We start from the raw sequence: 21,681 nt of genomic DNA on the forward strand, positions 1-21,681 counted from the left end.
CGGACCGATAACACCGCGCCAACAGCATTATCATGTCATCGACGTCGTGCGCGGATTGGCGGCCTGCGCCATCCTGTTCTGGCATTACCAGCACTTCACCGGCCTCGGGAAATCGCAGGTCGGGAAGATGGCGGACTATCCGCTCTACTCCGTATTCCGACTGCTGTACGAACATGGCGGCCTGGCGGTTCAGCTGTTCTGGATCATCTCGGGCTTCGTGTTCGCGGCCGTCTATCAGGGCTCGCGCATTTCGGGCCGCGACTTTGCGCTGCACCGCATCGCTCGGCTGCATCCCTTGCACCTGGTCACTCTATTGGTCGTTGCCGGCCTGCAAATCGCCTGCGGACGGATATTTGGGGCGCCGCTGATCTATCCCAACAATTCACCGGCGACATTCATCGCCCACCTTGCGTTCGCCAGTGGCTGGGGAATCTGGAACGCATCATCATTCAACGGTCCGATCTGGTCGGTATCGGCGGAGGTGTTCATCTACGCCCTGTTCTGGGCGTCGCTGGGCTTTCTGTTCCGATGGCGGCTGGTCCTTCCGCTGGCGGCGTCCGCGATTTTCTTCCTCTTACGGGATTCACCGATCGCGGCGTGCGGCGCCTATTTCTTCATGGGGTGCAGCATCTACGTCATCCATCGCGCCGCGCCCGTTGCCTGGCAGGTGGTTTGCATCGTCGCGGGCGTCACTGCGTTCGCCGCCCTGCTCGTGCTCGGGAAGGAGGGAATTGCGGTTCTGGCGCTGTTCGCGGCCCTGGTGCTGGCCTGTGCCATGCTGGAGGCCACCAGGGCGTCGCGCTGGGCCAAGGCAGTACCGTGGGTCGCCGACAACACGTACGGCGTCTACCTGTGGCACGTCCCGATCCAGTTGATGATCTTGCTGGCCATGCATCAGTTCGGCGTGTCGACGGCGATATTCACCTCGCCGTGGTTCCTGTTTTTCTTTCTGGCCGCCGTGATCGTGGTTGCCCGGCTTTCCTTCATCGCCATCGAACGGCCGGCCCGCCGAGCCATCAGGGGCCTCCACCACCGGGAAGCAGCCGCTCGGTCGTGATCCGCCTCCTTAGCGTTTTCGCTTAACGCTTTTCGGGCTAAGCCGTCTGGCATGGGACGGAAATTCTTTGGCACCGACGGGATTCGCGGTCGCACCAACACGCCGCCGCTGACCGCCGAGATTGCCCTTCGGGTCGGCCAGGCGGCCGGCGCGCACTTCTTGCGCGGCGACCACCGCCACCGCGTCGTGATCGGCAAGGACACGCGCCTGTCGGGGTACATGATGGAATCGGCGATGGTCGCGGGCTTTACGTCGGTGGGGATGGACGTCGTCCTGCTCGGCCCGATGCCGACGCCGGCGGTGGCGATGCTGACCCAGTCGATGCGCGCCGACCTGGGCGTCATGATCAGCGCCAGCCACAACAAGTTCGAGGACAATGGCATCAAGCTGTTCGGCCCCGATGGCTACAAATTGTCGGACGAGGACGAGGCGGCGATCGAGAAGCTGTTGTTCGAAGCGCCGACACTGGTGCCGCCTGACAAAATCGGCCGGGCGAAGCGGATCGACGACGCGCGCGGCCGCTACGTCCACTTCGCCAAGTCGACCTTCCCCGACCGGCTTCGTCTAGACGGGCTGAAGGTCGTGCTCGATTGCGCCAATGGCGCCGCCTACCAGGTCGCGCCCGAAGCCTTGTGGGAACTGGGCGCGGAGGTCATCGCGATCGGCACGCGGCCCGACGGGACGAACATCAACGACGGCGTCGGCTCAACCGCGCCGGACGTGCTCCGCGAGACGGTCGTCGCTTCGGGCGCGCACCTCGGGCTGGCGCTTGATGGCGATGCCGACCGGCTGATCGTCGCCGACGAAAAGGGCCAGATTGTCGACGGCGACCAGCTAATGGCGCTGATCACGCTCAGCCAGCGCGACGCCGGCACGTTGCGTGGCGGCGGGCTGGTGGCGACGGTGATGTCCAACCTCGGCCTTGAACGGAAGCTGGACAGCGAGGGGCTTGCGCTTCATCGCAGCGCGGTCGGCGACCGCTATGTGCTGGAAATGATGCGCGACAAGGGCTGCAACGTCGGAGGCGAGCAGTCGGGTCATATCATCCTGACCGACCACGCGACCACCGGCGACGGCCTGGTCGCCGGCCTGCAAATCCTTGCTGCCCTGGTTGATACCGGTCGGCCTGCAAGCGACCTGCTGCGCCAGTTCGAGCCGCTGCCGCAATTGCTGAAGAACGTCCGCTTCAAGGACGGCCAGCCGCTGGAGGATGCGTCGGTCAAGACCGCGATCGCCAGTGCGGAGGCCGAGCTTGACGGTAGCGGGCGACTGCTCATCCGAAAGTCCGGCACCGAGCCGCTGATCCGGGTCATGGCGGAAGGCGAGGACCGGGCGCAGATCGAGCGTCTGGTCGACACCATCTGCGACGCCGTCGCCCGAGCGGCCGCCTGACCGCGACGATGAAGCCTGCGCGTATCCTGACCATCGCCGGATCGGATTCCGGCGGCGGAGCCGGCATCCAGGCCGACATCAAGACCGTCACCATGCTCGGCGGCCATGCGATGACGGCGATCACCGCGATCACCGCGCAGAACACCGAGGGGGTCAGCGGGATCCATGCGGTCCCGGCCGAGATGGTCCTGGCGCAGATCGACGCGGTGGCCGACGACCTCGGCATCGACGCGATCAAGATCGGGATGATCGGGTCGGCCTTCACCGCCAACCTGATCGCGGAGCGGCTCAGCCTGCTCGAGAATGTCCCGATCGTGTTCGATCCGGTAATGGTCGCAACGAGCGGCGCGACCTTGGCCGACGACGCGACCGTGGCTGCCTTCGGAAGGCTTATGGACGTCGCCACCATCGTCACGCCCAATCTGCCCGAACTTCGCCGCCTGACCGACGCCGAGGACGAGGTCGCCAGTGCCCTGCAGCTGGTGTCGAAGCATCGCTGCGCCGTACTGATCAAGGGCGGCCATGAGGAAGGCGACGCCCTCGCCGACGCGCTGGTCGAGGACGACAACATCACCAGCTGGCAGGGGCAGCGGATCAACACGGCCTCCAACCATGGCACCGGTTGCACGCTCGCCTCGGCGATCGCCTTTTACCTCGGCTGCGGCTGCTCGCTACCCCAGGCGGTCGAGCGAGGACGGCTGTTCGTGCGCATGGCGCTGCATTCGGCGCCGGGGCTGGGCAGGGGGCATGGACCGCTGGGACAGCAGGCAGTGCGGATGGATACCGGCCTTGGTCTTCGCCTTAACCAGGTGACGGTGACCGGCAAGGATTACGCCAAGATGGTCGCCTTTTACCGCGCGCTCGGGCTGACCCAGATCGTCGACGCGCCGGACAATAATTATGCCCGGTTCGAAACGGCGGGGGCACGACCTTCTCGATCCAGATCGATCCGGAGGAAACGATCGGCGAGTCGACCGCCATCTATTTCGAATGCGACGATCTCGACGACCGAGTCGAACAATTGGCGCGCTCGGGAATCGCCTTCGAACATGGTCCACGAAACCAGCCGTGGATGTGGCGCGAGGCACGGCTGCGCGATCCCGCCGGCAACACCGTTTTCCTCTACCGCGCAGGTGAAGCCCGCCGCTTTCCGCCGTGGCGGATGCCAAGCGGCGGGTAATCCACAAGAATTTGGCGGGCGGGCTTGAAGCGCGTGCGGCCATCCGTTTAGCGTCGCCGCCATGGGCCGGCCCTGCTTCAAGATCGAGCGCGACTATCCGACGCCGCTGGCGGGCGTGGACGAGGCGGGCTGCGCTCCGCTTGCCGGTCCGGTCGTCGCTGCGGCGGTGGTTCTCGACCGGGAGAAGTTCCCGCGCGGGATCGACGACAGCAAGAAGCTGGACCTGGAAACGCGAGAGTCCATCTTCGGGCGATTGCAGAAGGTGGCGCGGATCGGCGTCGGCGTGTGCAGCGTCGAGGAGATCGACACGCTCAACATCTTCTGGGCGCGGATGCTCGCCATGGCGCGTGCGGTCGACGCGCTGGGCTTCGAGCCGGCGATGGTGCTGGTCGACGGCAACCGCCTGCCGAAATGGCAACGACCGTCGGTGGCGATCGTGGCCGGGGACGCAAAGTCGCGGTCGATCGCCGCCGCTTCGATCATCGCCAAGGTTACGCGTGACCGGCTGATGGCCGACCATGCCCGCGAGCATCCCGGCTACGGGTGGGAGCGGAACCGTGGCTATCCGACCCCCGAACATTGCCGCGCGCTGGAGGCGCTGGGACCGACGCCGCTGCATCGCCGAAGCTTCGGACCGGTGCGCGAAGCTTTGGCCCGCGCGGGTCAGGGCAGGCTCGGCCCCGAAATCTTGATGACGAGTCCTTTAGGCCACACCACTACCGCTTGAGTCTGGAGCCCGTCGGAAGACTCAAGATGTTGTGGTTGGAATCGTTCGGATTCCTTTTGTTCCGCGGACCCGCCGAACTTGTCCGGATAGCTGCCGCTTGACCGCGACTCCGCGCTGACTCACCCATGGGTCAAGTGACGTGGGGGACCATCCAGTGACGTTGATCGTACCGATTGGGGAGGGCGCGCGCGCCGCGCGTTCGCGAAGCACGCCGGCCCGGGCCAAGGCGCTACCGCTCGACCAGATCTTGATGGGGGATTGCATCGCCGAGATGGCGCGCCTGCCCGACAAGTCGGTCGACATGATCTTCGCCGACCCGCCCTACAATTTGCAGCTCGGCGGCGATCTGATCCGTCCTGAGGGTGGCAAGGTCGACGCCTGCGACGATGATTGGGACAAGTTCGACAGCCTCGCGACCTACGACGACTTCACCCGCGAATGGCTGGCCGAAGCTCGCCGGATCCTGAAGGACGACGGGACGATCTGGGTGATCGGCAGCTATCACAACATCTACCGCGTCGGATCGCTGCTGCAGGACGCCGACTTCTGGATCCTGAATGACATCGTCTGGCGCAAGTCGAATCCGATGCCGAACTTCCGTGGCACCCGCTTCACCAACGCGCACGAGACCTTGCTTTGGTGCGCCAAGGACGAGAAGGCGCGCTACACCTTCAATTATCGCGCGATGAAGGCGCTCAACGACGACCTGCAGATGCGCTCCGACTGGGTGCTGCCGATCTGCAGCGGCGGGGAGCGCGTCAAGGACGAGTGGGGCGAAAAAGCCCACCCGACGCAGAAGCCCGAGGCGCTGCTCTACCGGATCCTGCTCGCCTGCACGAAACCGGGCGACGTGGTGCTCGACCCCTTCTTCGGCACCGGCACGACCGGCGCAGTCGCACGCCGGCTGGGCCGCAAGTGGATCGGGATCGAACGCGAACGCGCCTATGTGAAGGTTGCGACGGCCCGCATCGAAGCGACCCTGCCGCTCGACGAAAGCGCAATGACGGTCATGGCCGACAAGCGCTCGGCGCCGCGCGTGGCCTTCGGCCTGCTGGTCGAGAGCGGCCTGGTGCCGGCCGGCGCCACCCTGACCGACAGCAAGCGCCGCTGGTTTGCCACTGTCCGCGCGGACGGATCGATCGCCAGCGACATGCACAGCGGGTCGATCCACAAGGTCGGCGCCGCGCTTCAGGGCGCGCCGTCGTGCAACGGCTGGACCTTCTGGCATCTCGACGATGCTACCGGCCTGACCGAGCTCGACGTGCTTCGCCAGCGCCACCTCGCCGCGCTATAGCGGAGCGATGCGCACCCTGATCCGGCCCACGGGCTTCGTCGATTCCCCCTTTGGCCACGACGGCCAGGTCGCACGGCTCGCCGGGGGTTTGAACTGGTTCGCGACAGTCGAGCTGATCCATCCGGATGGCCGCCGGGAAATTCGGCCAGTGGATGGTATCGAAGCGCGCTTTGACGACGCGATGGCAGCCGATTGGGCGCGGCTTACAGGTCCGCGAAAGCCCTTGCAGCTCGGCCAGCGCACCATCCGCCTCGACCAGCCGCAGGTGATGGGCATCGTCAACGCCACGCCCGACAGTTTTTCCGACGGCGGCTCTTACGCCGACGCGCGGTCGGCCGCCGAAGCCGGGGCGGCGATGGCGGCGGCGGGCGCCGCGATCATCGACGTCGGCGGCGAATCGACCCGCCCGGGCGCCAAGGAAGTTTGGGAAGGGGACGAGATCGAGCGCGTATTGCCGGTCGTCCAGCAACTCGCCGGCGGCGGCACGGCGGTCTCGATCGACACGCGCAAGGCCGCGGTGATGGAGGCTGCGCTGGGCGCCGGCGCCACGCTGGTCAACGACGTGTCGGCGCTCACCTGGGACCCGCGGTCAGCCGAGGTCGTCGCCGCCAAGGGCGCGCCGGTCGTGCTGATGCATCACCGGGGCGATCCGGCGACGATGCAGGATGCCCCCCGCTACGGCGACGTGCTGGTCGAAGTGTTCGAATGGCTGGAGGATCGGATCGCGGCGGCGGAGGAGGCCGGCGTGAGCCGCGCCAATATCCTCGTCGATCCGGGCATTGGCTTCGGCAAGTCGGTCGCGCACAACCTGGAGTTGTTGAACGGCCTCGCGCTTTTCCACGGCCTGGGCTGCGGGGTCGTGGTCGGCGCCAGCCGCAAGCGGATGATCGGCGCGCTGTCGGGGGAAGCGCCGACGGATCAGCGGCTGCCGGGCAGCCTCACGCTGGCCCTGAAGGCGGTAGAGCAGGGCGCCCAACTCGTTCGGGTCCACGACGTCCCGGAAACGGTGCAGGCGCTCAAGGTGTGGCGCGGCCTTCGCGACCAGGCGTTGACCCCGCGCTTGGCTTGAAGGCGACGATGATCGGGCCAAGCTCGGTGAAGTCATCCTGCCGCCCATTGGCCGGGTCCCACAGCGAGCTGACCGACCCGTCGAAGTAGAGCGCGTTGGGTGTCTTCAGCGCATCCCGAAAGAAACGGGCGAACCTGCCGAGCGATACGGCGTCGAGGCTGATCACGAACAATGGGTGGCCCGCTGGCGTTACCCCGACGCCGTTTCGGACGTAACGGCTCGTGCCATCCGGCGCGAGCTTGGGATGAAGCTGGCCATCGATCACCAGCATCGGGCCCGATTGCGTGTACAGGCGCGGCGCTGCCCGGAACATGAGGGCCGGGGCCTTTTTGCTCGGCAATACCATTGCCCCGCCGCCGATGCTGACGATCAGTACGCCGTTCGGTTTCAGGTGGAAATTGCCACCGCCATCGCGAAGGTTGATGGCATTTTTTTGGCCATCCTCGTTGGCCGCCATGCCAATCGGACGCCCGGCCTCGTCGAACATTCCGGCGTTCATGGCGAACGCGACCTTTGCCGGATCGACGGGAAGGTCCGCGAAGCGGCGGATGGGTTGTTCGTCCTTGGCCGCCGCGAACAGGCGCAGTTCGCCCTTGCCGGGATCGCAGACAATGAATTGTGCGCCTTCGAATGCCGTTTCGCGGCACGGCGAGACGGGCGGGGTGACGGTCTTGGCGTCGCTGCCCCCGCAGGACGCGGTCACGATAAGGAGCAAGGGGATAAGCCGCCGCATCGCGCCAGCCTAGACGGTCAGGCGGCGGTGTCGATGCCCAGCTCGCCAAGCTTGCGGTAGAGTGTCGAGCGGCCGATTCCGAGGCGACGAGCGACTTCCGTCATCCGCCCGCGGTAATGGCCGATGGCGAGCCGGATGATGTCCGCTTCAATCTCTTCCAGGCTACGCAGGTGCCCGTCGCGGCGATAGAGCGTGACCTGCGGTGCGCCCGAAACCGCGGCGTCGGTCGACGCCTGGCCGATGTCGGGCGAAATGTCGGTGGTGCGCTGGGTAAAGCGCGACTGGATCGCGATATGCGGGAAATCTTCGGCGGTCAGCGAATGGCCGTCGGCCTGGAGGGCGGCGCGGAACAGGACGCCGGCGAGCTGGCGCACGTTGCCCGGCCAGCCATAACGCATCAGCACCGCCAGAGCGTCGTTGCCGATCGACAGCGACCGCATTCCCGGCTCGTCGGCGTATCGGGTCAGCAAATGGCGGGCCAGCGCGGGAATGTCGCCGCTGCGCTCGCGGAGCGGCGGGATGGTGACGGTGGTGGTCGTCAGGCGGCTGGCGAGCGCCGGATCGAAGTCGTCCGGCAACGGACGGCAGGCAGTGGCGACGATGCGAACGTCGACCGAATTGGAACCGTTGCAGCCGACCGGACGAACCTCGCCGGTGGCGAGCACCCGGTCGAGCAGGCGCTGCGTCTCGATCGGCAAGGCGCCAACCTCATCGAGCAGCAGCGTTCCGCCGTCGGCCTCGACCAGTCGGCCGATCTTCTCCGCGAACGCTCCTGGGAAGGCGCCCGGCATATGGCCGAACAATTCGCTGTCGATGCTGTTGGCGGTAATCGCCTTGCAATCGACGGTAAGAAGAGGGCCTTTGGCGCGCAAGCTCGCGGCATGAATCGCCTTGGCGAAGGTTTCCTTGCCGGTGCCGGGCTCCCCGATGATGAGGATCGGCAAGCGGTTGCGCGCGGCCTTGGCGGCGACCGCCAGCGCGGCGCGGAAGTCGGGCGCTGCGCCGACCAGCTCTTCAAGCGGCAGTTCGTGCGCCATCTTCTCCGATAGCGGCATCAACTCGCCACCGGCACGGCGGCGGTCGGTCTGCGCTTCCAGCGCGTCGAACAGGCGTTCAGGGGCGACCGGCTTGGCTAGATAGTCGGTCGCGCCGGCCCGCATCGCTTCCACCGCCAGGCTGATCGAGCCGCCTTCGGCCAGGACGATGATCGACATGTCCGGCGCCGCGTCGCGAAGAGTCGCGACCAGCTTGGGCCCGTCCCCCTCGTCCCAACTGGAAATGATGATGGCGCGGACATCGCGGCCATGCGGACCCTGCAGCAGCGCGACCGCGGTCTCGGCATCCGATGCACCCACCACGCTCCAGCCGAAGCGTGACGCGAACGCGGTCAGTTGCCGGCGCTCATTGGCGTCGGCATCGACCAGCAATAGCGACCGCAGACTTGCTTCGCGCACTCGGACCTCCTGTTCAGGGCGCAACCATAGGGGCGGAGGATGAAGGTCGGGTTAAGGACGCGAAAAGCTCTTGGGCATGGCCGACGGGCTTGATAAGAGCCGGTCAAGACTATCACCGAATGAAGGGACTTCGATGGCGGGCGACAAGGTGGAGCACACCGCGACCGAGATGGATTATCCGGCCCATAACCGGAACTACGCGGGTTTTCTGAAGCTGCTCAAATGGTCGATCGTGGTGACGGCGATCGTTACCGCAATCGTCATGATCATCATCGCCAACTGATCGGCAACGGGGGCCGCCACATGAAGATCGCGGTCCTCAAGGAAGCAGCGGATGAGCCGCGGGTCGCGGCGATCCCGGAAACCGTCAAGAAACTGACGGCGCTTGGCGTCCGTGTCGCGGTCGAACGCGGCGCGGGAGCGCGCGCGTCGATTGACGATTGCGAATATGAAGCAGCCGGAGCCAGCCTCGGCGACCGCACGGAAGTGCTCAAGGACGCGGGGATCATCCTGTCCGTCCAGGGGCCTGCGCCGTCAACGTTGAAGGACGCCGCAAGGGGCGCGATCCTGATCGGTGCGCTCGACCCGACGCGCCGCAGGGATGATATCGACGCCTACTCCAAGGCGGGGCTGCAGGCATTGGCGATGGAATGGGCCCCGCGCATCACGCGCGCGCAATCAATGGACATCCTGTCCTCCCAGTCCAACCTCGCCGGTTACAAGGCCGTGGTCGATGCGGCTGCGGCCTATGGCCGTGCCTTTCCGATGATGATGACCGCAGCCGGAACGGTAAGCGCCGCCAAGCTATTCGTCATGGGTGTCGGAGTTGCCGGTCTGCAGGCGATCGCGACAGGCCGCCGGCTTGGCGCGCAGGTCAGCGCGACCGACGTCCGCTCCGCAACAAGGGAGCAGATCCAGTCGCTCGGCGCAAAACCGGTCTTCGTGGACAGTGTCGCAGGCATCGAAGGCGAGGGTAGCGGCGGGTACGCTGGCGAGATGAGCCCCGAGTATCAGGCGGCGCAAGCCGAACTGGTGTCAGGTCACATTGCCAAGCAGGACATTGTCATCACCACCGCACTCATTCCCGGCCGACCCGCGCCGCGGCTGATCAGCGACGCGCAAGTCGCGACGATGCGGGCGGGCAGCGTGATTGTCGATCTTGCCGCCGAAGCAGGCGGGAATGTCGAAGGCGTGGAGCCGGGCAAGACGGTCGTTCGCCATGGCGTGACACTGATCGGCGCGGTGCAGTTGGCCCGGTCGCTGGCCGCGGATTCGTCGGCGCTCTTCGCGCGCAACCTGTACAACTTCATCGCCGCTTTCTGGGACAAGGAGGGCGCGGCCCTGGCGCTGCCCGACGACGACGAGATCGTGACGGCAATCCGCCTGACCAACGACGGTAAGGTCGTCAGCGAACGGCTGAAATCCTGATCGCAGGGACGAAAAAGGCCGGACACTAGGACCGGCCTGCAGCGGATATCCGCTGAACTCACGTTCACCAGCACGCGAAAACTGGCGGCCGACGCGCCTCCGCCGACCGCCAGATTCTATCTGGTCATCCGACCCGAGCGCCGGATGATTTTAGGGCTTAGCCCTGGCCGCCAGCCGACGACCAACCGCCGCCGAGAAGCCAGCTCCAGAAGCCACGCTGCGGCTTGCTCTGCTTGGTCATGGTAATCCCCTTTTTCCACGAGCGACGACTCGCCCGACAGGGGAATATTAACCTTAAGCGAAATGGTTATCAATCCATTTACCAAGTCTACGCGGCTCGACCCTTCGCGTCGAGGCTTAGTCGACGAAGTAGTCCGTCGTAACTTGTTGGCCGGCCAATTAAATATCCTTGCGCGTAATCGCAGTTCAGGCCGATCAGCGCGTCCAGAGTTTCACGATTTTCGACACCTTCGGCCACAACCACGCGGCCAAGCGAGTGGGCGAGGGCGATCGTCGACTTAACCATGACAAGGTCGCTACGCGTATCGTTCATCGACTTGATGAAACCTTGGTCGATCTTGATTTCGCGCGCCGGGACCTTTTTCAAATAGTCCAGGGTCGACAGGCCGGTGCCGTAGTCGTCGATCGAGATGGCGACGCCGAGGTCGCGCAGGCGAAGCAGGGGATCGAGATCGGACCCGTCGTTGGCCAGCGCCGCGGTCTCGGTAAGCTCCAGTGTAAGCCTGGATGCGTCCAGCCGATACTCGGTGAGCATTTCGCGCACTTCGTCGGGCAGTGTCCGTCGCGACAGGGTGCGGGCGGACAGGTTGACCGACATGTTGAAATCGTGACCCGAGCGGTTGATCTGCGCGGCGGATTTGATCGCCTGTTCCAGCATGAACAGCGTCAGGCGGTCGATCCGGCCATGCTGTTCCGCCGCAGAAATGAACTCGTGCGGGCTGATCGGGCCCTTTTCCGGGTGGGTCCAGCGCGCCAGCGCCTCGGCGCCGCGGATCCTGCCGGTCGCCAGCTCCAGTTGCGGCTGGTAGGCGACCCACACTTCGCCGCGGTCGATCGCCTGGTCGAGCTGGGCGAGCAGCGACAGGCGCCAGTTCTCGTCCTTGAAACGCTCGGGTCGTGATATTTCCACTTCAGGCCTTCGCTCGCGGCTTCGTCGGCGGCGACCAGGGCGCTGCCCAGGCGATTGCCGATCGAACGGCCGCTGCCGATCTCGACGCCGAAACTGATGGCGATGTCATAGGCTGTTCCGCCGATTCGCGCCGGGCTGCGAAACAGGGCGTGGAGCGCTTCGACATGGTGGCCGACGGCAATGCCCGGCTCCGCGAGCCAGGCGAAGATGCCCTCATCGCCCTGGTAGATCGGCGTCTTAGAAGAGCCGACGCCCAACCGCGACACGACCTGTTCGACAAGGGCCCGTTCGTGAGTGGCGTTGAGGGTCGCCGCGAGCTGCGCATAGTTGAGGACCCGGGCCACGATCAGCGCGCGATCGCTGCTGCTCGAACGGGCCTTCAACGCCGCGAGATTGGGCAGTCCGGTCGCCGCGTTGACGAGGCCGCCGGCGCGGTAGCGGCGCCATGCGAGCACTGAACCCGTGCTGATGAGCAAGAAGAGCGCCGGTGTGATGTCGATAAAGATGTGCAGCCGTTCCGACATTGCCGGAATGACCAGCAACAGGACGCCGCTGCCCGTCAGGTAGAGCGTCTGATAGGTCGAGCGTTGCAGGCGCAGGGTAGCGGAAACGATCAGCAGTGCCGCGAGCAGGGCCGGAATCCAGCCAAAATCCACCGGCATGCCGTCGAGCAGCGTCTCTGACGCATAGAGGTGGGTGAAGACACCGCCATACCGTCCGCGACCCGGGATGTTGTACTGGTCGCCGATGGTCGCGCCGGTGATGCCGACAATGACTGACTTGTCCTTGACGATGTCGAGGTTGGCCCGGCCGCTGATGATGTCCGACGCCGCCAAGCGGGGGAAGCTGTTCATCCGGTAGCGGTAGTCGATCGGAAACCATTGCTTGGCGTCCGCTGGCGTGTCGGTCAGCAGCGCCGCATAGGTCGGATAAATCCGGTCCTTCGCGGGCAATGCGAGCGCGGTGCGCCACACCGCCATCTGATAATTGTAGCGGACGCTGATCGTGCCGATCGTCGCGTGGCGGCCGATCAGGTCGATCGGCATGTGCGTCACCTGGACACCGCCGCCGTCGCCCTGCCGGACCCGGACCGGCAGGATAACCTTGCCCGACCGCTTCAGCGCATCCGCGAAGGCCTGGTCTTCCTTGGGTTCGGTGCGGAAGTCGTAGCTGAGGTCGAGCGCGATATGCTTGGCGCCCGCCTGACTCAGCCGGTCGATCAGCTCGGCCTGAACAGACCGCTTCCACGGCCACGAGCCCAATTCAGTCTGGTCGCGCTCACCGATGTCGATCAGGACGACCTGGCCACTGGCGTCGGCCGGAAACACCGAATTGCGCGCGACACGGAGAGTATCCTCGAAGATTTCACCCATGCCGAGGATGCCGAAAATCAGGCTGAGCGTGGCCAGCACGCCAAGCGTTCGCGCGGGGCGCCGCTTGTCGTTCAAGCGGGCGACTTCATCACCGGTGCGCTTGACGCTGCCTGTCATGCCGCCGCTTGTGCCTCGAAAAGGTTATTAAATCGGAAACCTCGACTCGATTAACCGCACCGCCGCGCCGGTGGGCCTCGACAGTCGCGCCTGCCCTTGCCACAACGCTGACCAAGCAAAGGGGAGGGGCATGGATTTCATCTCGATCCTGTCGATTTTCGTACTGGCCTGCTTCGTCGGTTACTACGTCGTCTGGTCCGTCACACCGGCCCTCCACACTCCTCTGATGGCCGTCACCAACGCCATCTCCTCGGTGATCATCGTCGGCGCCCTGATCGCCGCCGCCGCGGCCGGCAGCGCCAGCGCGAAATGGCTCGGCCTGATCGCGGTGGCGCTGGCCTCGGTGAACATCTTCGGCGGGTTCGCGGTCACCGCGCGGATGCTGGCGATGTACAAGAAGAAGGACCGCTAGAATGCACGAGGTCTCCGCGACCCCGGCCTGGGTCCTCATCGCCTATCTGATTTCGGGCGTCTGCTTCATTCTCGCGCTTCGCGGCCTGTCGAGTCCATCGACCAGCCAGCGCGGCAATCGCCTCGGGATGATCGGCATGGCGATTGCAGTGGGTACGACACTAGCGATCCATGAAATAGCGTCGATCGCGGAAATCGTAGGCGCGATCGCCATTGGCGGCGCCATCGGCCTTGTTACCGCCAAGCGAATCCAAATGACTGCAATGCCGCAGCTCGTCGCCGCTTTTCACAGCCTCGTCGGCATGGCGGCGGTGCTGGTCGGCGCTGCCGCCTTTCTCAATCCGGCCGCCTTCGGCATCGTCGATGCGGCCGGCGCCATCCTGCCGGTCAGTCGGGTCGAAATGGGTCTCGGCGTCGCAATCGGCGCGATCACCTTCTCCGGGTCGGTAATTGCCTTCCTGAAGCTTAACGGCAACATGAGCGGCGCGCCGATCCTGCTGCCGCTGCGGCACGTGATCAATCTCGGCACGCTGGTTGCGATCCTCGGTTTGATCGCCTACTTCACGCAGGACCAGTCGCCGTGGATCTTCTGGACGGTGACGGCGCTGGCGTTCGCCATCGGCTTCCTGCTGATCATCCCCATTGGCGGGGCAGACATGCCGGTCGTGGTCAGCATGCTCAACAGCTATTCCGGCTGGGCGGCAGCGGCGATGGGCTTCACGCTTCACAACAGCGCGATGATCATCACCGGCGCGCTGGTCGGGTCGTCGGGCGCGATCCTCAGCTACATTATGTGCCGCGCCATGAATCGAAGCTTCATTTCGGTCATCGCCGGTGGCTTCGGCGCGGTCGAGGGGCCGGCGGGCGGCGCTGCGGCGATCGACCGGCCCTACAAGCGCGGTTCGGCCGAGGATGCGGCGTTCCTGATGCAGCAGGCCGACAAGGTCATTATCGTCCCCGGCTACGGCATGGCGGTGGCGCAGGCCCAGCACGTGCTTCGCGAAATGGCCGACCTGCTCAAGAAGGAGGGGGTCGAGGTCAAATACGCTATCCACCCCGTCGCGGGTCGAATGCCGGGTCACATGAACGTCCTGCTGGCCGAAGCCAATGTGCCCTATGACGAAGTGTTCGAGCTGGAGGACATCAACAGCGAGTTTGCCCAGGCCGACGTCGCCTTCGTCATCGGCGCCAACGACGTCACCAACCCGGCCGCCAAGACCGACAAGTCGTCGCCGATCTATGGCATGCCGGTGCTGGACGTGGAAAAGGCCCGGACCGTCCTGTTCATCAAGCGGTCGATGGGAGGCGCCGGTTATGCCGGTGTCGACAATGAGCTATTCTATCGCGACAATACGATGATGCTGCTCGCCGACGCCAAGAAGATGGTCGAAGAGATCGTCAAGGCGCTCGGCTAAGTCGCTGGGGTGAAATCGTTTCTGGGTTAAAGCCCCCAGCCCGGACGCCGGGTTGAGGGCGTTCGGGAAAAGGCGGGAAGCGTTGCGAAAACTGGGGATCATCGGCGGGGTCAGCTGGGCGTCGACCGTGCTCTATTACGAGATTATCAACAAGGGCGTGGCGCATCGGCTGGGCGGCCTGTCGAGTGCAAGCCTTGCGATCGAAAGCCTCGACTTCGCGCCGGTGGCGCGGTTCCAGCAAAATCAGGAGTGGGGGACCGTCGCGCATATCGCGATCGATGCCGCCAGGCGGCTCGAGGACTCGGGCGCGGAAGGCCTGTTGATGGCCTCCAACACGATGCACCGAGTCTTCGACGAGGTGGCCGGCGCGGTATCGATCCCCGTCCTCCACATCGCCGATTCTACCGTCGACCGCCTCATGGCCGATGGCCGGAGCAAGATTGCGCTCCTCGGTACCGACTTCACCATGACCGAGCCGTTCCTTCGCGACCGGTACGAGGCCGTTGGCATCAGCTTCGCGACCGTCGACACCGGTTGGCGGCGCGAGGTCCACCGCATCATCTACGAAGAGCTGGCCGCTGGCCAGGTCGTCCGCGAGAGCCAGCGCAAGCTGAAGTCGCTGATCACCGAGCTTGGCAAGCAGAAGACCCAGGCCGTCGTGCTGGCCTGCACGGAGCTGGTCTTCGCGGTCGACGTCCGCGCCAACGTCCTGCCGGTCTATGACACCACCGCCATTCATGCGAAGGCGGCGGTCGACTGGATGCTCAGCGACAAGGATGAGGCGCGCGCGGCCGCTTGATCAGGCGCGCGCCGGCTCCAGCCGATCGAGCTCCCGGTTTGACAGGAGATGCGCCGCCGGGATCGCGAACGCCAGCAGCGTATAGGCGATGGCCAGCGGCTGCGGAACGTCGAGGATCCACAGCGGGAGGGTTACCGCGCCGGCGAGCAGGATGAGGACCGCAAAGGCGACGACGTCGACGGACTGCTCGCGCACGGACTGGAGCTCCCCGCGTTCGTCCATCAGGCGGTAAAGCAGGCGGATGGTCCGGCTGGCGGTGCGCGTACACAGGGCCGGGATCAGCGCATGGATCAGGCAGGCCAGTCCCGCCGACAGGGTCAACAGACCAACCGTCGCGGCGAATGCCATATGCTCGACATAAGATTCGCCGGCATCTTGCAAGTGCCGGCGCGACTGTCGCGCCATCGAAAGCAATGATTTCATCCCGCCAGTCGAACGCGGCTGCACGGCCGCGTCAAGCGTCAGCGCGCCGAAACGAGGCTGGAATTTGGCAAGTGGCGCCCGGACTGGTGGGCCGTGGCCTCTCGCATGTCCGGAAGGAAGCCCCTAGATCAGCATGGTGAGCAAGGCCGATCGTCCCGACCAACCCAACGCCAAGGAGCGCTTTCTCGAGGAGAAGGCGACTTTCGCGGTGCGCGGCAGCGATGCTCCCGATCTCGACGCCGGCGTCAAGGCGATCCGTAACGTCCTGAAAACGCTGCCCGCGCGGCCAGGCGTCTATCGCATGCAGGACGTGAAGGGCGAGGTGCTCTACGTCGGCAAGGCCAAGACGCTAAAGAACCGGGTGACCAGCTACACCCAGGTCGCGCGCTTGCCGAAGCGATTGTCCCGCATGGTGGCGCAGACGCGGTCGATGACGATCGTCACGACCCGGACGGAGGCCGAGGCGCTGTTGCTGGAAGCACAACTGATCAAGCGTTTCCGGCCGCCGTACAATGTGCTGCTGCGCGACGACAAAAGCTTCCCGTTCATCCTGCTCCGCGAGGATCATCCCTTTCCACAGGTGCGCAAGCATCGCGGTGCGCGGCGGACGAAGGGACAGTATTTCGGGCCGTTCGCCAGTGCGGGATCGGTGACCTCGACACTTAACGCACTGCAAAAGCTTTTCCTGCTACGCAGTTGTTCGGACAGCTTTTTCGCCAATCGCCAGCGGCCCTGTCTGCTGTACCAGATCCGCCGCTGCTCGGCGCCGTGCGTCGACCGGATCAGCGAGGCCAATTATGCCGAGCTGGTCGAGGACGCGAAGCTGTTCCTGGCAGGCAAGTCTACCGGCGTGCAGGCGCGGCTGGGCAAGCAGATGGCCGAAGCGGCGGAGCGGCGGGATTTCGAACTGGCAGCCGTTTATCGCGACCGGCTTCGCGCGCTGACCTATGTCCAGGGATCGCAAACGGTTCATGCGGAGGGGCTTGGCGACGGGGACATCTTCGCGCTCGCCTGCAAGGCCGGGCAGATTTGCATCCAGGCCTTCTTCATCCGCGGCGGCCAGAACTGGGACACCGCAGCTTCTTCCCCGCGCACACCGCCGACGTGCCCGAAGCGGAGGTGATGACCGACTTCCTGATGCAGTTCTACGAGGAGGTGCCGCCGCCAAAGCGCATTTTGCTCGACCGCGAGCTTCCAGAAGCAACGCTGGTCTCCGAAGCCCTGTCTGAACGCGCCGAACGCAAGGTCGAGATCGAGCGTCCGCAACGCGGTGCGCGCAAGAAGCTGATCGAACAGGCCCGCCGTAACGCCGAGGAAGCGCTGGAGCGCCGGATGGCGGAGTCGACCACCCAGGGGAAATTGCTGGCGGAGTTGGCGGAGTTCTTCGAGCTGCCCGAACCGCCCAAGCGCATCGAAGTCTACGACAATAGCCACATCATGGGCACCAGCGCGACCGGCGCGATGATCGTCGCCGGGCCGGAGGGTTTCCGCAAGAACAGCTATCGCAAATTCAATATCAAGTCGGCGCGGACCGACGACGATTTCGGGATGATGCGCGAGGTGCTGGAGCGGCGCTTCGCGCGGCTGGAGAAAGACGATCCCGACCGCTCCTCGGCGAATGGCCCGACCTGCTGCTGATCGACGGCGGGAAGGGGCAGTTGTCGGCGGTGTGCGAGGTGATGGAGAATGCCGGGGTCCACGACATCCCGGTGGTTGGGGTGGCCAAGGGCCCGCACCATGGGCGGGAGGGGCGCGAGGTGTTCCACCTTCCCGGCGGTCGCGAGATGACGCTGCCGGTCAACTCTCCGCTTCTCTTTTACATCCAGCGGCTGCGGGACGAGGCCCACCGCTTCGCCATCGGCACGCACCGCGCCAAGCGCGCCAAGAATCTGACGACCTCGACCCTGGACGAGGTTCCCGGAATCGGTCCCAACCGGAAGCGGGCGCTGCTGATGCACTTCGGGACGGCGCGGGCGGTCAAGGGCGCGGCGCTGGATGACCTCGAGCGGGCGCCGGGGATCAGCAAGGCGATGGCGCGCCAGCTTTACGACTACTTTCATCCGCGCGGCTGATGCGGTTCACGACGCCCGCCATCGTCGTCGCGCTCCGTCCACACGGCGAGCATGGCGCGATCGTCCGCCTGATGACCGCCGGGCAAGGTCTGCAGGCCGGATACGTCCGCGGTGCGCGGGGACGACGGCTTCGTCCGGTGCTCATTCCCGGCAACATCGTCGAGGCGCAGCTGAGCGCGCGCACCGAGGGGCAGTTGGCTCAGGCGACCGTGGAACTTGTGCACAGCCGCGCCCCCTTGCTGTCGGAGCCGTTGCCGGCGGCGGCGATAGACTGGGCCACTGCATTGACCGCGACCGCCTTGCCGGAAGGCCAGCCCTATCCGCGAATCCACGCCGCGCTCGACGGGCTGCTGGCCGCGGTCGAGGCGGCGCCGTCGGCATGCGGGTGGGGGCGGCACTGGTGCGCTACGAGTTGCTCCTGCTTGCGGAGCTTGGGTTCGGGCTTGATCTCAGCGAGTGTGCTGCGTCGGGTGCGACGAACGATCTGGTCGCGGTCAGTCCTCGATCCGGCCGCGCGGTCAGCGCTGTCGAGGCTGCGCCTTATTCCGACAAGTTGCTGCGCCTGCCGTCGTTCCTTCGTGAAGGCGGGTCAGCGAAGTGGACGGAAATCCTCGACGGGATGGCGTTGACGGGCCACTTCCTGCTTCGCGACCTCATTACCGACCGTTCCGCCCGGTGGCCGAGGCGCGCTCGAGGCTGATCGACCGCTTGCGCCGCGCGGCCGGCGTCGCCTAGGTCATGGTCATGACCGACGCCATGGCGCTCTTATTCCCCATGTCGCCAAGACCGGCGACATCTCGGTGCGCGTCGCGGTCAGTTTCCTTCCCGAACAATCGGCACCGGCGCTTGGCCGCTGGTTCTGGTCGTATCACGTTCGCATCGAGAACGACGGACGCGAGTCGGTGCAGCTTCTCGAAAGGTCGTGGCGGATCATCGATGGCGAAGGTCGCCTGTTCGAGGTGCGCGGCGAGGGCGTGGTCGGTGAAACTCCGCTGATCCGGCCGGGCGAGAGCTTCGACTATGTCTCGGGTTGCCCGCTGGAAACCAGCAGCGGGGAAATGAGCGGCAGTTACCATCTCGTCAGCGAGTCGGGTGCGGTGCTGGAAGTGGAGATCCCCGCGTTCGACCTGGTCGGGCCGGGTTCGGCAACAGCCTGAAACAATCGACCGGGCGCTGGCGGAACGTTGCAGCATGCCGCGCGTAAATCCGCTATGGACCAATCCCCAGCCGTTGCGCTGGACTTGTCGCATGACCGTTAGAGGAGTCGGTGATGAAGTATCTATCAGGCCTCGTCGTTGCTTCGGCCGCCATGGCCATCCCGCTCAGCGCCGCCTCCGCCCAGGGCGTCTGGGTTCCTGGATCGGAAATCGTCGGACAGTCGGTCCAGGTCGAAACGAACGGCATCACCAACACCGTCTATTTCGACCAGGGCGGCGCGGCGCGCATCGTGACGCCGAACGGCACCAGCGTCCCGGCGACGTGGACCGCTTCTGCCGGGAAGTTGTGCCTCTATGGATCTGCTTCGCAGGAGTGCTGGCCGTATCAGGCGCCGTTCCAGGCCGGTCAGCCGGCGACGCTGAGCAGCAGCTGTGCAACCTCGTCGCGTTGGCTCGCCGCGGCAACCAACCCCCTTCCGGAAGCGCCCGTGCAGCAGGTGCAGCCCGAGGTGCGGGGTGAACGCGGACGGTAGATTTCGAGCAATTTGCTTCAGAATTCTCTGATCGATCGCCAACGGGTCTGTGGAGGCCGTTGGCACCTACGAAATCAATACGCCCTCGAGTCATACTTGTCTGGCTTGAGAGAGGAGCGGAACGAATGGCTCTTAGTCTTCTACCTTTCCACGGGTCATAAGTTACTTGGCGTCGAGGCGATCACGCAGGATTGTCCGACAAGAGTGGAATGGGATTTTCGCCATTTGCTTCGACGGGCGCTGCTAATTCGAGCTGACGCAATGATCATCGCGCACAATCACCCGAGTGGAGACGTCACGGCGAGCCGTAGCGACATGATAACCACTGCGCAATTTGCGAGAGTATGCCAAGAATTGGGAATTCCGCTTCTTGCACACTACATAGTCACAGAAAATGAAACTGGGCTTTGCGGATACTGGTGATGCGTCACATGCTCGGGAGATATTGCCTAATCTGGCGCACTGGTGCCGCAATTACTGATCCATAATTTCCGTTAGGCGTTGTCAATGCTGATTGTAACCCAAAAACCAAATAGCGAGTATGTCCTGCCACTTTAGTCACGGCGTATAACGGCCCGCCTGAGTCTCCGGGCATAACATCGCAGTTATTCCACAGTTGATCCTTAGAAATCATTGTCACTCGGCATGATTCATCGACCTTCGGCCCGAGTTTCCAATCCCAATGAGTTCTGAAGCCGGCGCTCTGCAGTGGTTCGCTGTTAGGCTTCCAATAGCTCGTCGCGTCGATTTCGGCTGAACTCAACTCCGCCCACCCTACGGTGTGGCCAATGCAACGGCTGAGTTGTAAGAGCATCCAGTCGCCACGGCGGTCACCAGATAGCAGATCATTTTCGACGTCGAGATCACCAGCCGCGACAACCGTGGCATTGCTTTGTAGAGTCCGTCCACCTCGCAAAGGAATTCGGAACTTCATCAGCGAGCCAACAATTTTCGGATTTGGCCCTCCTACATGCTTAGCTGTCACGACATGGCATGGTCCCACCAGGAAGCCGGTGCCTCTGCCGACGCCTACGCCTCCGCTGACGACGCCAATCGGCGAGTATACTTGCCGGACCTGGCTGGTGCCTACCGTTGCGGCAGCCTCCAGGAGTAATATTGAAAGCGCATGCGGACCCACCGCCCGGCTGTGGGGGCCAACACCGGACTAAACTATTGAAACAGCGTTCGAATCGGACCGAACTCAGATCGCGGAACTGAGTTACGAGAGATTAGGCAGGACTGATTGGATCGGGTTCGGATGAAGAATCCGACGAGGCCAAAGCCGCAGCGGCCACCGCTCCGTTCAAGCCGGCAATCAACGGCCCCAGTAGAAACGCAGCGGGGCCAACCGGCGCAGCGACAACCTGAGCTTGAGTTACTGGGTCAGCCATCGGCAAAACGCAGCCATTTCCTGTCTGAGGCGCAGGAGTTGCCGCAGCGTTACTCGCCGGTGCTGACGGCGTCGCCACCTCTTTAACGTTAGTCTCGTCGGCAACATTGGCGCTCACAACTGATGCGGAAGTTGCACACAAGGCAGTTCGCGAAGCATCGGAAGCCAGATAACTCAAGGCAACGTAGTCTGAGACATGCGCGACGGCGCTGGGCGCTCCGACTGGAGCGGACGCGAATTCCTCTGCGAGCGTCGGCGACGCGCAAAGCGATGCCGATATCAGGGCGAAAGCAACGCGCTTGGTCGGGCTCGGCAGTTTCATTCCCACTACTCCTACGCACTCGGCCTCATCATCTATAGCAGATTGACGTCGAGCGTAAGTCCCCGCTTCGGATTAGAATAACTCGAAACTGGTTCGGCGGTTTCGCAGCATATGGTTGCGATACGATGAAAGTTAGCCAACAGCGTCAAAAAGGTAACACCCGCGGGTGCGTGAGAGGTAGTTGG

19 protein-coding genes and 3 pseudogenes are annotated in these 21,681 nt (G+C 64.6%); 16 read left to right on the plus strand and 6 right to left on the minus strand.

Annotated features, from left to right (window positions below):
* Positions 1-46: 46 nt before the first annotated feature.
* From H9L12_RS03750 to folP, 6 genes are all read left to right on the plus strand, one after another.
* Positions 47-1,057, plus strand: coding sequence for an acyltransferase family protein (locus tag H9L12_RS03750; protein WP_187542673.1), 1,011 nt, complete (start codon positions 47-49; stop codon positions 1,055-1,057).
* A gap of 51 nt (positions 1,058-1,108) precedes the next feature.
* Complete coding sequence (glmM, locus tag H9L12_RS03755) at positions 1,109-2,449, plus strand: phosphoglucosamine mutase (RefSeq protein WP_187542674.1); 1,341 nt, start codon at positions 1,109-1,111, stop codon at positions 2,447-2,449.
* Positions 2,450-2,457: 8 nt separating this feature from the next.
* Complete coding sequence (thiD, locus tag H9L12_RS14365; RefSeq protein WP_425506799.1) at positions 2,458-3,657, plus strand: bifunctional hydroxymethylpyrimidine kinase/phosphomethylpyrimidine kinase; 1,200 nt, start codon at positions 2,458-2,460, stop codon at positions 3,655-3,657.
* 33 nt (positions 3,658-3,690) lie between these two features.
* A complete protein-coding gene (locus H9L12_RS03765) occupies positions 3,691-4,356 on the plus strand; it encodes a ribonuclease HII (RefSeq protein ID WP_187542675.1) in 666 nt (221 codons plus the stop codon).
* A 163-nt stretch (positions 4,357-4,519) separates the two neighbouring features.
* Positions 4,520-5,650, plus strand: a complete 1,131-nt coding sequence (locus H9L12_RS03770) for a site-specific DNA-methyltransferase (protein ID WP_425506811.1) — start codon at positions 4,520-4,522, stop codon at positions 5,648-5,650.
* A 7-nt stretch (positions 5,651-5,657) separates the two neighbouring features.
* Positions 5,658-6,719: a dihydropteroate synthase gene (folP, locus tag H9L12_RS03775; protein ID WP_187542676.1), complete on the plus strand. Its 1,062-nt coding sequence runs from the start codon at positions 5,658-5,660 to the stop codon at positions 6,717-6,719.
* On the opposite strand, the gene H9L12_RS03780 is transcribed toward folP, so the two are convergent.
* Positions 6,667-7,452, minus strand: coding sequence for a phosphodiester glycosidase family protein (locus H9L12_RS03780; RefSeq protein ID WP_187542677.1), 786 nt, complete (start codon positions 7,450-7,452; stop codon positions 6,667-6,669). The two genes, folP and H9L12_RS03780, sit on opposite strands and share 53 nt — an antisense overlap.
* Before the next feature lie 17 nt (positions 7,453-7,469).
* Positions 7,470-8,906 carry a sigma-54-dependent transcriptional regulator gene (locus tag H9L12_RS03785; protein WP_187542678.1) on the minus strand — a complete coding sequence of 479 codons (1,437 nt, stop codon included), beginning with the start codon at positions 8,904-8,906 and terminating at the stop codon, positions 7,470-7,472.
* A 133-nt stretch (positions 8,907-9,039) separates the two neighbouring features.
* Here H9L12_RS03785 and H9L12_RS03790 point away from each other — a divergent pair, with 133 nt between their 5' ends.
* Together H9L12_RS03790 and H9L12_RS03795 are read left to right on the plus strand one after the other, a co-directional pair.
* On the plus strand, positions 9,040-9,189 hold the full coding sequence (locus H9L12_RS03790) for an aa3-type cytochrome c oxidase subunit IV (protein ID WP_187542679.1): 150 nt from the start codon (positions 9,040-9,042) through the stop codon (positions 9,187-9,189).
* 20 nt (positions 9,190-9,209) lie between these two features.
* Positions 9,210-10,334, plus strand: coding sequence for an NAD(P) transhydrogenase subunit alpha (locus tag H9L12_RS03795; protein WP_187542680.1), 1,125 nt, complete (start codon positions 9,210-9,212; stop codon positions 10,332-10,334).
* 328 nt (positions 10,335-10,662) lie between these two features.
* Here H9L12_RS03795 and H9L12_RS13375 read toward each other — a convergent pair whose 3' ends face one another.
* Both H9L12_RS13375 and H9L12_RS13380 read right to left on the minus strand, forming a co-directional pair.
* A complete protein-coding gene (locus tag H9L12_RS13375; protein ID WP_246450571.1) occupies positions 10,663-11,394 on the minus strand; it encodes an EAL domain-containing protein in 732 nt (243 codons plus the stop codon).
* A gap of 773 nt (positions 11,395-12,167) precedes the next feature.
* Positions 12,168-12,974: pseudogene (locus tag H9L12_RS13380) on the minus strand (CHASE2 domain-containing protein); the annotation flags it as partial.
* Between the two features lie 130 nt (positions 12,975-13,104).
* On the opposite strand from H9L12_RS13380, the gene H9L12_RS03805 reads away from it, so the two are divergent.
* The 3 genes from H9L12_RS03805 (at position 13,105) to H9L12_RS03815 (ending at position 15,599) form a co-directional block, all read left to right on the plus strand.
* Positions 13,105-13,386, plus strand: a complete 282-nt coding sequence (locus H9L12_RS03805; protein ID WP_187542682.1) for an NAD(P) transhydrogenase subunit alpha part 2 — start codon at positions 13,105-13,107, stop codon at positions 13,384-13,386.
* Between the two features lies 1 nt (position 13,387).
* Entirely contained in the window at positions 13,388-14,800 is a 1,413-nt protein-coding gene (locus tag H9L12_RS03810; RefSeq protein WP_187542683.1) for an NAD(P)(+) transhydrogenase (Re/Si-specific) subunit beta, read from the plus strand.
* An 82-nt stretch (positions 14,801-14,882) separates the two neighbouring features.
* Positions 14,883-15,599: an aspartate/glutamate racemase family protein gene (locus tag H9L12_RS03815; protein WP_187542684.1), complete on the plus strand. Its 717-nt coding sequence runs from the start codon at positions 14,883-14,885 to the stop codon at positions 15,597-15,599.
* Here H9L12_RS03815 and H9L12_RS03820 read toward each other — a convergent pair whose 3' ends face one another.
* Positions 15,600-15,947, minus strand: coding sequence for a DUF6356 family protein (locus tag H9L12_RS03820; RefSeq protein ID WP_187542685.1), 348 nt, complete (start codon positions 15,945-15,947; stop codon positions 15,600-15,602).
* A gap of 208 nt (positions 15,948-16,155) precedes the next feature.
* On the opposite strand from H9L12_RS03820, the pseudogene uvrC reads away from it, so the two are divergent.
* The 5 genes and pseudogenes from uvrC (at position 16,156) to H9L12_RS14370 (ending at position 20,207) form a co-directional block, all read left to right on the plus strand.
* Positions 16,156-18,094, plus strand: a pseudogene (uvrC, locus tag H9L12_RS13890) (excinuclease ABC subunit UvrC).
* Positions 18,094-18,829 (plus strand): annotated as a pseudogene (recO, locus tag H9L12_RS03830) (DNA repair protein RecO). Before uvrC ends, recO begins: the two co-directional pseudogenes overlap by 1 nt.
* Positions 18,830-18,894: 65 nt before the next feature.
* Positions 18,895-19,251 carry a Co2+/Mg2+ efflux protein ApaG gene (gene apaG, locus H9L12_RS03835; RefSeq protein WP_246450577.1) on the plus strand — a complete coding sequence of 119 codons (357 nt, stop codon included), beginning with the start codon at positions 18,895-18,897 and terminating at the stop codon, positions 19,249-19,251.
* 113 nt (positions 19,252-19,364) lie between these two features.
* On the plus strand, positions 19,365-19,784 hold the full coding sequence (locus H9L12_RS03840; RefSeq protein ID WP_187542686.1) for a hypothetical protein: 420 nt from the start codon (positions 19,365-19,367) through the stop codon (positions 19,782-19,784).
* A 105-nt stretch (positions 19,785-19,889) separates the two neighbouring features.
* The gene (locus tag H9L12_RS14370; RefSeq protein WP_425506812.1) at positions 19,890-20,207 is read left to right on the plus strand and encodes a JAB domain-containing protein; all 318 of its coding nucleotides are present in this window, start codon (positions 19,890-19,892) and stop codon (positions 20,205-20,207) included.
* A gap of 4 nt (positions 20,208-20,211) precedes the next feature.
* On the opposite strand, the gene H9L12_RS14375 is transcribed toward H9L12_RS14370, so the two are convergent.
* Positions 20,212-20,922, minus strand: coding sequence for a trypsin-like serine peptidase (locus tag H9L12_RS14375; protein ID WP_425506800.1), 711 nt, complete (start codon positions 20,920-20,922; stop codon positions 20,212-20,214).
* Positions 20,923-21,681 lie beyond the last annotated feature (759 nt).

It is taken from the genome of Sphingomonas rhizophila (genome assembly GCF_014396585.1).
GTDB classification, from domain to species: Bacteria; Pseudomonadota; Alphaproteobacteria; order Sphingomonadales; family Sphingomonadaceae; genus Sphingomicrobium; species Sphingomicrobium rhizophilum.

What these genes read in the sequence shown, in the direction of transcription:
- glmM (WP_187542674.1), top strand. Translation starts at nt 1,109, where the DNA reads ATGGGACGGAAATTCTTTGGCACCGACGGGATTCGCGGTCGCACCAAC.
- thiD (WP_425506799.1), top strand. Translation starts at nt 2,458, where the DNA reads ATGAAGCCTGCGCGTATCCTGACCATCGCCGGATCGGATTCCGGCGGC.
- H9L12_RS03765 (WP_187542675.1), top strand. Translation starts at nt 3,691, where the DNA reads ATGGGCCGGCCCTGCTTCAAGATCGAGCGCGACTATCCGACGCCGCTG.
- folP (WP_187542676.1), top strand. Translation starts at nt 5,658, where the DNA reads ATGCGCACCCTGATCCGGCCCACGGGCTTCGTCGATTCCCCCTTTGGC.
- H9L12_RS03780 (WP_187542677.1), bottom strand. Translation starts at nt 7,452, where the DNA reads ATGCGGCGGCTTATCCCCTTGCTCCTTATCGTGACCGCGTCCTGCGGG.
- H9L12_RS03790 (WP_187542679.1), top strand. Translation starts at nt 9,040, where the DNA reads ATGGCGGGCGACAAGGTGGAGCACACCGCGACCGAGATGGATTATCCG.
- H9L12_RS03795 (WP_187542680.1), top strand. Translation starts at nt 9,210, where the DNA reads ATGAAGATCGCGGTCCTCAAGGAAGCAGCGGATGAGCCGCGGGTCGCG.
- H9L12_RS03805 (WP_187542682.1), top strand. Translation starts at nt 13,105, where the DNA reads ATGGATTTCATCTCGATCCTGTCGATTTTCGTACTGGCCTGCTTCGTC.
- H9L12_RS03810 (WP_187542683.1), top strand. Translation starts at nt 13,388, where the DNA reads ATGCACGAGGTCTCCGCGACCCCGGCCTGGGTCCTCATCGCCTATCTG.
- H9L12_RS03820 (WP_187542685.1), bottom strand. Translation starts at nt 15,947, where the DNA reads ATGGCATTCGCCGCGACGGTTGGTCTGTTGACCCTGTCGGCGGGACTG.
- H9L12_RS03840 (WP_187542686.1), top strand. Translation starts at nt 19,365, where the DNA reads ATGAAGTATCTATCAGGCCTCGTCGTTGCTTCGGCCGCCATGGCCATC.